This is a genomic window from Paenibacillus sp. SYP-B3998, from assembly GCF_010820665.1.
In the GTDB taxonomy this organism is placed as follows: Bacteria; Bacillota; Bacilli; order Paenibacillales; family NBRC-103111; genus Paenibacillus_E.
On record NZ_JAAIKC010000003.1, the window covers coordinates 283000 to 296104 of the forward strand.

The window sequence follows — 13105 nt, forward strand, 5'->3', positions numbered from 1 at the left end:
AAAATGAGAACCAACGTTCAAATAATAAATGCATAAAAGGAGTGGCATTAAAACATGGAAGTCCTAGTCATTATCATCATCATTATTGGTTTGGCTGGAATTATTGGAAATCAATACGCAGGACTAAGAAGAATGGAAGGAATCCAACGATCATAATCCGTCGGATTTAAAGCGATACTTTCCATATCCATATAACAATTCAGATTCTAGTATCAGATACTTAGAAACTTGTGGAATCAAGTTTCTTTTTTTGTATAGTTTTTTTGGATTGAGAGGACTTCTAAATAGAATTCTTCAATATTAAAACCTAGTATTCCTAGTTGACTAGTGTTATTTCTATGCTATCATGAAAATACCATATAAATGGAATGAATCAATTTATTCCCATGCATGTTCGACTGATTAAAAGGAGGTGAAAGTTAGATGTCCGTTTTAAATTGTCTTGTGTGTAAATCAGAGGTTGACATTGAGTCAAACACACTTACAGGTGAAATTGTCGAATGCTCGTCTTGTGGGCAAGAGCATGAAGTTCATTCGATTGAGAATGTATTTACTATCGCGCTGGCTCCTGAAATCGAAGAAACTTGGGGAGAGTAGGGATGCAGAAAATGGCGAATGTTCATACGGACGTTTTACTTTGTGTAACCAAGTTGCGCGAGGAAGAGAAACGAATCTATGATTTTCTTTTGAACTGGGATATTAACGTTCAAATCAATTTAGATTCAATGGAGTTACCGTTGGGTGGAAATCTTTCTGAGCAAGTAGGGATCGCGCTGATTCGTTGCCTCTCACAAAAGAAGGCGCTTAGCAGATCCACGCTGTTGGAATTGTCTGGCGTAGAAACCTTGAATTCCGTTAAGGCAATCACCATTTGTACAAATAAAATCCATCAAGCTATTGTTTTTGATAAATTCAACATTCCGCAACCACAATTTAAGGTGGCTTTTACGACTTCCAACCTTCTTGAGTCGCTAGAAGACTTTGGTAACCTCTTTGTCATTAAACCTCCAAGTTCATCTTGGGGGAGAGGCATTGCAAGAATCGTTGGAAAGGATTGTCTTGACGGATGGCTCGCGGCGAGGGAATCATTAGACCCTACGCAACAGTCGTTTCCTGTGCTTGTTCAAGAATATGTGGAGAAGGGGGACTATGATATTCGGGTTGTCATTGTAGGCAGAAAGCCGATTGTAGCTTTTCGGCGCGTGTCTTTAGATAATTGGAAAACGAATACGCATCTAGGTGCGGAAATCGAACCGATGGACATTAACAATGAAATTGCAACCATAAGCAAACAACTGAGCCATATTTTAGGTGGAGGTATTTATGGTCTGGATCTATTTTATGACTATAAAAATAAGCGATATGTAGTTTGTGAAATTAATCAGAACCCAGAATTCGCGCAATCGTGGAAAATACATGGGGTCGACGTCGCCTATCATATCGCCCAGTATGTGAAGGATAAACTATCCTTGAAAAGTAACAAGAGGGAAACGATCCATTCTTATTCATAGGGAGGCACGATGAAGAATACGTTGATAAACAAAGATCATTTTTTTTCACTTTCATTTGTGTTGTCAAGAGTTCTTAATACAGGTGTCATTATGAGTATTGAGAAGAATGAGAATGAATTGAAAGGGCTAGAAAAGAGTATAAGCAAGATAACGAAAGCTAAGTATGTATCCTTATTTAATAGCTATACAGGAGCCGTTCACGCTGCACTATGGGGGCAAGACATTGGTCATGGTTCCTCTACACGGCTAGATCAAGCGAGTAAGCAGGAGCAGAAATTTATCCATTGGTTAGGTGTAAATGTAACATCTGATTCTGAAGTAAAGCTTGGATTTGAGAAACTATCCGTTAATTGGGACAATCTTGCACATATTGAAGATTGGGCAAAGGGAAAGCTCCAAAGCACTAGCGTTCTCGTTCTCGATTTTACGGAACTGGGCTTTGGTCCTTGTGCGGCCATAGCCCTGAATGAGCATGATGGTTGGAAAAAGGCAGAACGATTGAAGATTTTTGGCGCCTTTGATTTGAAAACGATGTGGACTCAGGAAGAAAGCGAATTGGATATTCAGCCAGCGATTCAATTTAACTATAGACTAAGCCCTCTAGTGGCAGGTTGTGTAAAACTATCACTTCTAAAGAGGAGCAATGAGCATGAAGACTGATTTTATACGAAAGCTGTTAGATCTCCCGACCGATGCTTGGATTAACGATGAGTTAGCGTATAAGGGAGGACCAGCCGTTATACCCGAGGATGTTCGAAAAACGAATTTCCCGATCATCACGAAGGAAGACGTCATGCAGATGCTCATTTCTATTCAGCAAGATGCGGATAGTGTAATTGACGAATTTACAGAAAAATATCGTCAGTATGTGGGTGCCAATTATGCGGTTGCTACAGCAAGCGGCACATCTAGTCTCCATCTTGCTCTCGTTGGGGCCGGAGTTGAGCCTGGTGATGAGGTTATTCTTCCTGCATTTACCTTTATTGCTACAGCTCAAGCTGTTGTCGCTGCTAAGGCTATTCCGATTTTCGTCGATATCGACCCACAGACCTATTGCCTTGACCCCAATCAGGTTGAAAAAGCGATAACGAAGAAAACGAAAGCGATTATGCCTGTCCATGTGCATGGATTGCCTGCAGACTTAACTCGATTAAGACTGCTAAGCAATAAGCATTCATTACGACTTGTGGAGGATGCCTCACATGCCCACTCTGCTTCTCTCCATAACCAGGTATGCGGTTCTATTGGGGATAGTGCGGGACAGAGCTTGATGGCAGACAAAAACTTTCCAGTCGGAGGAGAAGGCGGTATTGCTTTCTTCAAAGAGCAGAAAGATTATTTAAGAGCGTTGGCTTTCCTTGAGGATTCGGGAATTGATTATAGAATGTCATGGATTGCTGCGGCTTTCGGTATTAGTCAATTGGATCGTCTTCCTTACTATGATGCAATTCGTGCAAGAAACGCTGCCTATTTAACGAATGCTCTTTCAGAGACCAGACTGTTCAGCGGGCCTACCGTGCCTGAGGGCTCAAAACATAGCTATAACATGTACCGAATTAAACTTTCGCCAGAAAAGGTGGGGTTAGGAGATTTAGATGACTTTAAAGTAAAGGAGGCTATTCAGGAACTCGTTATGAGTGAAGGTGTTTTTGCAAGAGAATGGCAAAACGTACCGATCCCAGGCCATCTTCCTTTTAAAAATAGGAAAGGATTTGGAAATGGCTACCCATTTTCGCTCTCGGAGCGTGAAGATTTTGGTTATGAGATTGAAAATTTCCCTGAAACTTTGAACATGCTGCGCTCGACATTGACGATTTGCAGAGAGCTAAGATCGCCAATTGAATATGAACGTATACAAGCCTATGCGCTAGTATTTAAAAAAATCGATGCAAATCCGCAAATTATTCGTGAAATTGTAGAGAAAAATAAAAATCTCACCGTTTTATATGAAAGGGATGCGAGATTAGGATGATGACATCTGACAATCGTACGAAGCGGGTAGCCATTTTAGGCGGAAGTGGTTTCACGGGGGCTGAGTTATATCGTTTATTAAATAAACACCCTTTTCTCAAAGTAGACTTTGTGTCATCGGAATCTAAGGCGGGAGTTCCTGTAGAAAAATACTTTACAGCCTTTACCCACACCAAAAAAGTAAGTGCACTTACTTTCAAAAAAATCGCAGACCTCGATGGCCACTATGACCTCATCTTCTCTTGTCTACCCAAGGGAGCCTTACCTCGCATGATTGAACAAGTCGCTGAACATACGGATTATATTTTTAATGTTAGCGGTGATTATCGTTTTTCAGACCCTGTATTATTGCAAAAGCATTATCCCGATACACTGAATCAGCCTATACAAGTGGCTAGTAAATACTATATTCCCGAATTCAGCGAGATCGATTCCAAAGTCAAAGTTGTCAATCTCCCTGGCTGCATGGCTGTTGCAACGATTTATTCCTTATATCCGCTTCTGGCCAATGAGCTGATCGAGAATCGTGTGGTCACCGATGCCAAAACAGGTTCAAGCGGAGGGGGGAAATCGAGTTCGGAGCATCATGCGGAGCGAGCCAATAATTTCAGACCTCATAGCATCCATGGACATCGGCATCGTCCAGAAATTGAGTTTGCTTTCGAGGATTATTTTAACAGCTCGTTAGAGCTTCAATTTACGGTGCATAGCCTTGATCTTCCCAGAGGTATATTGGTTACCTCTTACTCCGTGCTCAAGGAGGGTGTCTCCGAAGTTGATGTGAAGAAAGCATTCTATGGGAGCTATGCTCAGAAGCCATTCATTCATTATTTCAATTCCAAAAATGGGTATCCGATGATTAAAACCGTGGCGGGGACGAATTACGCGGAAGTTGGCGTGTATGTGGATGGAAGCAGTTGTGTGTCCATTGCGAGCATCGATAATTTAATCAAAGGCGCTGCAGGACAAGCGATTCAGGCGGCAAATCTGTATCTTGGCTTCCCCGAGGAGACAGGGCTGCAAGCTGAATTAGGAGGAGTATGGCCTTAATGTACAACCTACACGTAATTAAGCTAGGGAGCAGCACCATTGTTAACCGACCCGCTATTTTTGAGGAGATTTATAAGGTCACCCAGAGAGGAGGCAAGGTTCTCTTGGTTGCTGGCGGCGCGGAAGGGATTAAACAGAAATATAAGCAGATCGATAGAGAAATCCCTTTTCTTACTTTGGAAAGCGGCGACGAAGTGCGCTATTGCTCTCCAGAGGAAATGCCGATTATTCGAGCTGCTTACCACGAATTTATTTTAGCTAAAGTCCAAGAAAACTTGAAGAAATATGATCTTAGCGTTTTTGCTCAATGCGGTGGTGAGAATCAGATCGTCACAGGTCAAAAAGCGAACCCCTTAAAGGTTATAAAAAATAATAAAACCGTTATTGTCAGAGATTCTTTGTTTGGCAATTTCACGGGATGTAAGGTGGATTTCTTGAAATCGGCCCTACAAGCCTTTGATGTGGTATGTATAGCGCCACCCATTCTAGATCCTGAGCTGGGTGAGTTTATTAACATTGATGCGGATATGTTGGCTGCTCACTTGGCGGTGGAGCTTGAAGCGCAGCATCTGCGCTTTGTTACGAGCACGCCGGGCATACTGAAGGATATTGAAGATGCAGGCTCAACCATTCAAGATGTTTATTTGGGCGATGAGGTTCATTCCATTAAAGGCAGGATGAAACAGAAGGTAAGGGCTGCTAACTTCGCGATTCATCAAGGAGTTTGCGACGTTTGTATAACGGGTCCTCATACCTTGGAGGGAACTGGTAAAACGTGGTTTTGGCAGATGGAAAGAGATCTGAATGATATGGATTTATTGAAAAAAGTGGCTCGAATTCCTTCGGTTTCAAAAGATGAGCATGAGCTTGCTTCTTATTTAGTGGATTATGTGCGTTATCCAGGAGTTTCGGGGCATATCGATGAGGTAGGTAACGTTGTTTTCCAAAAAGGAAATGGACCCTATCAGCTTATGCTATTAGGCCATATGGATACGGTTCCGCACAATTGGCAGGCTCAAAGTGACAATGAAGGAATTTCAGGTAGAGGTGTCGTCGATGCAAAAGGGTGCTTCGTTAATTTCATTGAGATGTTAAAAGAGGTTGAGGTTCCTGAGCATGGTTCCTTGCTTGTAATCGGAGCTGTAGAAGAAGAAATTTCGTCTTCCAAAGGCGCGCATTTTATCAGAGATCATTATCGGGCCGATGCCGTTATTATAGGCGAGCCTAGCGGCGAGCATAGTTTAACGCTAGGTTATTACGGATTGTTTAAACTGGAGATAACCATTCGTAAAGAACAGGAGCATACAGCTGCTAAGGACACAATGAGTGTAATTGATCAGTTGTATGTAGTTGTGGAAGAGATACGTACAAGGGTACAGCATATCGACCCGCAGTGTCTGTCATCACTTATTGATGTGAAACATAGTAATCACAAAGGAATCCTAACGGTGACGGGGATACTGAACTTCAGGATATCTCCCTCCGCAGGTAAAGATTACAAGGCTAGCATTCCATTAGATTTTGGCGAAGACATAAGCGTGCAGGTGTTAAGAGCGACGCCTGGATTTGCCAATCCGCGGAATTGTACGCTAGTGAAAGCTTTCGTGCGCAGCTTCGCCAAGGAAGGAAAATCGATCCACTATATCAAAAAACGCGGAACCAGTGATATGAACACTCTAGCAACAACCTGGGATTCTGTCCCTATGGTTGCTTATGGTCCTGGAGATTCAAGTTTAGATCATACGAATCATGAATACTTACATTTCCACGAGGTGGAGACGACAAGAAAGATTCTAAAAGAAGCCGTTGATCAGTGGTTTCGGTTAAAGGTGGGGGAGTGAATGGATACGATAACGAAGCCTGTTCAGGATACAGATTTGATAACCAGCCTGACTACTTTAGCAACTGAATCAAGGAAGTTAATTATTGACATGGCTGCCACGCCCACTGGCTGTCATATTGGAGGAAGTTTGTCTGTCATCGATCTGCTTATAGCCGTGTATGCGAAATTCGTGAAAGATGAGCATACAGCCATCATCCTCAGCAAAGGACACTCAGCGGCTGCGTTGTACGCAGCGCTGTATGTATATGGGCTTATTGAGGAGAATCCTGCCCTGACTTACGGACAGAAGGGTTCCCTTTTTACGGGTCACCCGAATCATAAGCTGCCTCATATCCCATTTGCAACAGGCAGTCTAGGACATGGCGTTGCTTACGCAGCCGGATGGGCGCTAGCTCAGCAAATGAATCAGACGAATGGTTTGGGAATTGTCATTGGTGGTGATGGAGAGCTTCAAGAGGGACTTTGCTGGGAAACTGCGCAGATTGTTCAGGCCAAATCAATTACGAATTTTGTATATATCGTCGATTGTAATGGCGGTCAAAATGATGGTTTAATCCAAGAAATTTCACCACTTCCGAATCTCAGGCAGCGCTTTGAATCTTTCGGTTTTCGAGTTGAGGAAATCGACGGGCACAGCATGGAGGCTATTCTTTCGGCATTAGAGCTCGATAATGAAAGACCGCTTGCATTGTTAGCTAAAACAATAAAAGGAAAGGGCGTTCAAGCTATTGAGGGGAATCCCGACGCTCATTATGCCAAAATTCCGGAGAAAATCGCAAGTAAATGGAAAAGGAGTTTACCATGAGTGTATCTGGAAGAGATGCCTATAGGGACGAACTGACGAAACTAGCTTTTAGCAACGATAAAATCATCTGCATGGAAGCTGATTTGGGTGGGAAAAATCATTCGTTTCAGCAAAATCATCCTGATCGTTTTCTTAATTTAGGCATAGCTGAACTAGCTAGTGTGGATATGGCTGCGGGCTTAGCTGAGGCTGGTAAGATCCCGTTCTTTTCTACGTTTGCTTCTTTTGCTGCACTCAGAGCCGCTGAGAGCGTCAAATTAGCCATGGGGTATATGGAAAAAAATATTAAAATCGTAGCGGCTTACGGCGGTGTTTCCGGTGGTTGGTTTGGTACCACGCATCATTGCTTGGAAGATATCGCGATCATGCAATCGTTTCAGAATATTCGCATTGCCTGCCCGCATGGTGAAGCGGAAACGAGACGAGTCATTCAAGAAGCTGCGCTCTCGGAAGAACCTTATTATATTCGTCTTTCCAGGAATGATGGCTTTGAAAGCCTAGAGAGAGAGGAGGGGAGAAGCTGTCGCGACCTCATAATCGAAAGGAAGGAAGGCATAATTCCGACGCTTTGCTTGATCTCGATTGGTGAGCAGGCAACTGAGCTATGTAATAAGATTTATGCTGAGCAGGCGTCTATTGTTCATGTTCATCTATGCTATGTGGACAGTCGAAGTCTGAAGGATGTCGCTTTTTTTCTAAGGGCCATTTCAGACAAAATTTTGGTCGTTGAAGAGCATAGAGCTACTGGCAGCTCGGCTTCTTATCTTGCTTTACTGCTGCCTAAATGCCGTGTATATTCACATGATTGCGGTGAAAAGTGGCCTATTTACGGAGGAACGCACGCGGATGTTTTGGATTATTTAGGTTTTGGACTAGAGCCGCTTCAACAGCAAATACGGGTTATAGGAGGCTGAAATGGTATTTAGTATTCTAAAACCGAGAAATTTTCGTAATTTCTTCTTCTCTGATATTATTTCTGGATTCGGTGTGGGGATGAGCACGATTGGAGCAAATTGGTTTCTCATGGATCAAACGAATTCCATTGCCTCTATTGGCTTCATGCTTTCTTTAAATGTCATTGCCGGCTTTTTGATTTCACCATTTGTGGGCTCATTCATCGATAAATTCAATAGGAAAGCAATTATTGTATGGACGTATCTTTTTCGTGCCCTGGCTATTCTGGGCATAACCGCGCTATTTTTCATATTTGGCTTCAAAATAGAGTATCTCTATTTGTTTACAATTGTAAATGGCGTTGGATGGACGATCTATATGTCAGCTTCAAGAAGTTTGGTGCAAGAACTGCTTCCAGAGAAGGATCTTATCAATGGAAATTCGCTCGTTGAGATTAGCTTGCAAGTGGGCATGTTCATGGCGGGGGCAGCCTCAGGTATCTTATATAAATATTTTGGATTTGAGATTATCTTGATTGTAAACGCAGCTGCTTTTATTCTTAGTAGCCTGCTCTTATCAAGAGTTATCTATAGTCCAATCCTTGTCGAAAATAAAGAAGAGTCTTTTTATACAAATTTTAAGCATGGCATCAGTTACCTGAAAAATAGACCTTATCTATTCTTTCTAGGTGTTATTGCCATTATTCCTTTGATTTCCACGATGGTTTACAATGTTGTGCTCCCAGGCTATGTCAATCAAAGCGTTCAAGGCGATTCTGTTGTTTTCGGATTATCCGATATGTGCTATGGCATTGGTGGCTTATTATCAGGCTTTATCGCAGCTCCGCTCGCCAAGAAATTTTCGAAAAATGGAACGGTTACGCTCTTTTTTCTCATTGCGGTTAGTGTCTTTCTGGCAATTGCCCTTAATAGCTACATTTGGCTGTTATACCTGGGCAGCATGTTAATCGGCTTAAGTAATTCCTCTTTACGTATCGTAATGAATACAACAATCATGGAAACTGTTTCCAAATCCTTCATGGGCAGAGCTATGTCCGTTTGGATGGCAATTTCGTTACTTTTGCAAACTGTATCTGCTCCGGGATTAGGGCTGTTGATCGATCATTATTCTCCGGGTGTTGGATTTATTGGGATGAGTGCACTTATGCTTGTAGGGTTGGTTTTCCACTATATACTGGGAACTTCCTACAAAAAGAATCAAACTTATGAAATCACTGAGGGAGGAACCCTATGAGTCGTCAAAAGATTGTCGCATTCGTAGAGCCGAGTTTTTACGGCGTGAGTTTTGTAAAAGTCGCATATGATCAGGGAAGCAAAGTGATCGCAATTGTGTCATCTAAAGAGAATCCTCAAAAGTACGGCTATGAGGGTATTTATCATGATCTGATCGTAGCGGATATTCGTGATGAACAGGCGCTTTACGAGGCTATTACAAACTCGGATTACAATGGGCAGCTGGATGCTTTGATCCCGGCAACCGATTATGCATCGCATTTAACGGCTAAAGTAGCAGAGCGGCTTGGCCTCAAAGGGGTCCCCTATGAAGCGGCTTTGAAATCGAGGAATAAGGATTTGGCCAGAGAGGCGTATGAGGAACATGGCGTGCCTGGAGCGAAGTTCAAAAAGGTGAAAACGTACGAGGAAGCAGAAAGTGCGGCAGCGGAGATCGGATATCCAGTCGTTCTAAAGCCAACGAATTGCGCAAGCAGCCAAAATGTGTCTTTCATCAATAATGCTTCTGAACTGAAAAAAGCGATGACAGCTATCGTTGATTTCAAAGTGACTTATATGGATTTTAAAGTACGGGAAGACTACTTAATCGAAGAGTACTTGGAAGGGCAAGAATTTAGTGTTGAACTGTTCTTGAAGGATGGCAAACCTATTTTCTCAGCAGTGACTGAAAAAGTCACTTCGCCTTTGCCCTATTTTGTTGAAATTCTTCATACGCTGCCTACTTCTGTGTACCAAGAGGAGCAGGAAGATATTATTAACACGGCTGTTAGCGCTCTTAAAGCCATAGGCCTTCATAATGGACCTAGTCATGTGGAAGTTAAGCTTTCGCAAAAAGGTGCCCGTATTATTGAAGTGAATGGCAGACCCGGTGGAGATAACATTGCCTCTGATTTATTGGTGCAAGCTTTTGGTTTCGATATCTTTGAAGCTACTGTTAATTATTACTTAGATCTTCCAATTAACAGTCAACCGAGTAAACGCAGAGCTTCGTCTATCGCTTACTTGACGGCGAGTCAAGACGGTATTGTTACAGATATTCAGGGACTTGATCAGCTGCAAATCAGCGCGAATGTCATTCGCTCTCATATTTCCGTCAAACCAGGGGATTTGGTTTCCGTGGCCAGAAGCTCAGACGATCGCTTAGGTTATGTGATTACAGTAGGGGATACACCGCAAGAAGCGAAAACACTAGCCTTAGAACTCATCCAGAAGATTAAACTTAGTTATAAAGAAGGTGCTGGAAATACAGTTGAAGCTCCGTTAGACTTACTGGAAACTAGAATTCACACATAGGAGATGGATCATAATGACGATTGCAGTTCTTTTGGGAAGCTCCAGAAAACAAGGGAATTCAGAAAGATTGGCGACTCGATTGGTTGATGGATTGGAGGCGGATATTATTTATTTGTCCGATTATAATATCCAACCTATTGATGATTACCGTCATGCTGAATTAGGTGCCTACCCAGCTGACGATTACCGAGAGTTAATCGATCGTGTATTAGCACGAGACACGATCGTGTTTGCGACGCCTATCTACTGGTATGGCCTCTCAGGCATACTGAAAACCTTTATTGATCGTTGGTCCCAATCTTTAAATGAAAACAGAGCGGAGTTCAAGGCCAGACTATCTGGCAAAAAAGCTTACGTTATCGCCGTTGGGGACGATGAACCGCAATTGAAAGGGCTGCCGCTCATCCAGCAGTTTCAATATATTTTCGATTACGCGCATTTCAGTTTCGAAGGTTATGTACTCGGCAAGGGGAATAAACCGGATTCGATCCTAGAGGACGTAGCGGCCCTATTTGCTGTAGATGAATTCAGGAGAAAATTAAGCGCTAAGGTTGAATTGACCTGATAGTTCTGCGCAGCCTTATCGGATAAGAATCGTTGTCTGTATTGAAAAACCCATTGGATTAGTATCCAATGGGTTTTTGCGCATTTTCTATTACATTGAGGTTAATAGCAATTTTTTCTCTAATTCTTCGGTATTTAAGAGGACCGCTTCTTTATCGGGATAGTTCATCTCAATATGTCGCTCCCCCCAGGAGCAGAGCGCGTCTAGGGTACCTTTAAGCGAATGTCCATAAGCTGTCAGTGAATACTCGACCTTCGGTGGTACTTGATTATATATTTCTCGGCGAATTACTCCGTCATCCTCTAATTCCCTTAATTGTTGGGTCAGCATTTTTTGCGTAATGCCTGGCATTAATCGTTTGAGCTCTCCTGTACGCCGAGTTCCTTTTAATAAATAGCACAAGATAACGACTTTCCATTTCCCGCCAATAACCTCTAAGGAAGCTTCAACAGGAATATTATATTTAATCATCTGAAACGCCTCCTAGATATAGGTACTTAAAAGTGCCTACAGTACTTCAAAGTACGTACTTTCTTTAAAAATGTTTACAAGTCATAATAACATTAATCATTGATTTTGACCAGATGAGTGTGAGGCCTCAAATGAGTTTGGTCATCAAATGAACAGCATCTCAATAGAAGTTAAATTGGAGGTTTAATCTATGGATGCAGCGAGTAATCGTTCAGATAGGGAGAAGAAAAAGAGTGGCGCACTGGCATTATTGGCATTAGCTATTTCTGCTTTTGGGATCGGAACGACGGAATTTGTTCCAGTTGGTTTATTATCATCTTTGGCGGATCATTTGAATATTTCAATCTCACTAGCCGGCTTGTTGATTTCTGGATATGCGCTGGGTGTTGCCTTCGGAGCCCCTATCTTAACCGCGCTGACGAATAAAATAAGCAGAAAAACTTTGCTTATGCTGCTTATGATTGTTTTTATTGCTGGTAATTCAGCTGCCGCATTATCAACTAGCTTTGGGATGCTGCTCACAGCGCGGATAATAACCGCTTTTTCACATGGTGTTTTCTTCTCTATTGGATCAACAATTGCAGCGGATTTAGTACCAGAGCATAAACGGGCAAGTGCCATAGCAATTATGTTTACAGGCCTTACCGTTGCCACGGTTACGGGAGTTCCTTTAGGCACTTTCATCGGTCAATTTTTTAGCTGGAGAGCCACGTTCTGGAGTGTAGCTATTTTAGGTTTGGTCGCGATAATTGCTAGCGCCTTATTAATTCCTAAGCAATTAAAAGAAGCGCCACCCGCGAAATTTAGCGATCAGCTAAACATTCTTCGCAATGGACCTTTACTGTTAGCCTTTTCGATTACAGCCTTAGGGTACGGGGGAACATTTGTTGCGTTCACCTATTTAGCGCCGATACTTGAAAAGATAACCGGCTATGCTTCAAGCTCAGTCAGTCTTATATTGTTAGTTTATGGGATTGCGATTGCAGTTGGGAACACAATTGGAGGCAAGTTAGCAGACAAAAACCCATTAAAAGCTTTATTTTGGATGTTTATTGTCCAGGCTATTGTCTTAGTTGTCTTTAGCTTTACGGCTCCTTTTAAAGTTTGGGGAACAATGACAATCGTTGTACTGGGTTTATTAGCCTTCATGAACGTCCCCGGTCTTCAAGTATATGTTGTGAAGCTTGCTGAAAAGTATGCACCCTCAGCAGTAAGCGTAGCTTCGGCCTTCAATATTGCCGCTTTTAACCTTGGGATTGCAATCGGCGCCTTTGTGGGGGGACTCATCGTTAATACGATTGGCTTGATTCATACACCTTGGATTGGTGGCGTAATGGTACTTGGCGCTGTTTTGTTAACGGGTTGGAGTCGAGCTTTAGAAGAAAAGAAAAAGAATGCCGATAAGATTCTGAGGGTAAACCAAAACGAATTAACAATCTAGGAGGACTT

Annotated in this window: 13 protein-coding genes; 12 read left to right on the top strand and 1 reads right to left on the bottom strand. The window is 42.5% G+C overall.

The features are described from left to right. Positions 1-423 precede the first annotated feature (423 nt). The 11 genes from GK047_RS11750 to GK047_RS11800 are packed head-to-tail and all read left to right on the top strand — an operon-like array spanning position 424 to position 11185. A complete protein-coding gene (locus GK047_RS11750) occupies positions 424-597 on the top strand; it encodes a lysine biosynthesis protein LysW (RefSeq protein ID WP_163946167.1) in 174 nt (57 codons plus the stop codon). A gap of 2 nt (positions 598-599) precedes the next feature. Beyond that, complete coding sequence (locus GK047_RS11755; RefSeq protein WP_240343909.1) at positions 600-1511, top strand: RimK family alpha-L-glutamate ligase; 912 nt, start codon at positions 600-602, stop codon at positions 1509-1511. Between the two features lie 9 nt (positions 1512-1520). Continuing rightward, entirely contained in the window at positions 1521-2171 is a 651-nt protein-coding gene (locus GK047_RS11760) for a degT/DnrJ/EryC1/StrS aminotransferase (protein WP_163946171.1), read from the top strand. Then, positions 2161-3483, top strand: coding sequence for a DegT/DnrJ/EryC1/StrS aminotransferase family protein (locus GK047_RS11765; RefSeq protein ID WP_163946174.1), 1323 nt, complete (start codon positions 2161-2163; stop codon positions 3481-3483). The genes GK047_RS11760 and GK047_RS11765 overlap by 11 nt, the downstream gene beginning before the upstream one ends. Continuing rightward, positions 3480-4532: an N-acetyl-gamma-glutamyl-phosphate reductase gene (gene argC, locus GK047_RS11770; RefSeq protein ID WP_163946177.1), complete on the top strand. Its 1053-nt coding sequence runs from the start codon at positions 3480-3482 to the stop codon at positions 4530-4532. The genes GK047_RS11765 and argC overlap by 4 nt, the downstream gene beginning before the upstream one ends. After that, positions 4532-6373 carry a M20/M25/M40 family metallo-hydrolase gene (locus GK047_RS11775; RefSeq protein WP_163946181.1) on the top strand — a complete coding sequence of 614 codons (1842 nt, stop codon included), beginning with the start codon at positions 4532-4534 and terminating at the stop codon, positions 6371-6373. The genes argC and GK047_RS11775 overlap by 1 nt, the downstream gene beginning before the upstream one ends. Next, positions 6374-7180: a 1-deoxy-D-xylulose-5-phosphate synthase N-terminal domain-containing protein gene (locus tag GK047_RS11780; RefSeq protein ID WP_163946184.1), complete on the top strand. Its 807-nt coding sequence runs from the start codon at positions 6374-6376 to the stop codon at positions 7178-7180. Beyond that, positions 7177-8094, top strand: a complete 918-nt coding sequence (locus GK047_RS11785; RefSeq protein ID WP_163946186.1) for a transketolase family protein — start codon at positions 7177-7179, stop codon at positions 8092-8094. Before GK047_RS11780 ends, GK047_RS11785 begins: the two co-directional genes overlap by 4 nt. 1 nt (position 8095) lies before the next feature. After that, positions 8096-9328: an MFS transporter gene (locus GK047_RS11790; protein WP_163946189.1), complete on the top strand. Its 1233-nt coding sequence runs from the start codon at positions 8096-8098 to the stop codon at positions 9326-9328. Then, a complete protein-coding gene (locus tag GK047_RS11795; RefSeq protein WP_163946192.1) occupies positions 9325-10620 on the top strand; it encodes an ATP-grasp domain-containing protein in 1296 nt (431 codons plus the stop codon). Before GK047_RS11790 ends, GK047_RS11795 begins: the two co-directional genes overlap by 4 nt. A 13-nt stretch (positions 10621-10633) precedes the next feature. Then, positions 10634-11185 (top strand): flavodoxin family protein, encoded by a 552-nt coding sequence (locus tag GK047_RS11800; protein WP_163946195.1) that lies wholly within the window; start codon positions 10634-10636, stop codon positions 11183-11185. A gap of 90 nt (positions 11186-11275) precedes the next feature. Here the strand turns inward: GK047_RS11800 and GK047_RS11805 are convergent, their stop codons facing one another. Further along, complete coding sequence (locus GK047_RS11805; protein ID WP_163946198.1) at positions 11276-11656, bottom strand: winged helix-turn-helix transcriptional regulator; 381 nt, start codon at positions 11654-11656, stop codon at positions 11276-11278. A 190-nt stretch (positions 11657-11846) separates the two neighbouring features. Between GK047_RS11805 and GK047_RS11810 the strand changes: the two genes are divergently transcribed. Then, positions 11847-13097 carry an MFS transporter gene (locus tag GK047_RS11810; protein WP_163946201.1) on the top strand — a complete coding sequence of 417 codons (1251 nt, stop codon included), beginning with the start codon at positions 11847-11849 and terminating at the stop codon, positions 13095-13097. Positions 13098-13105 lie beyond the last annotated feature (8 nt).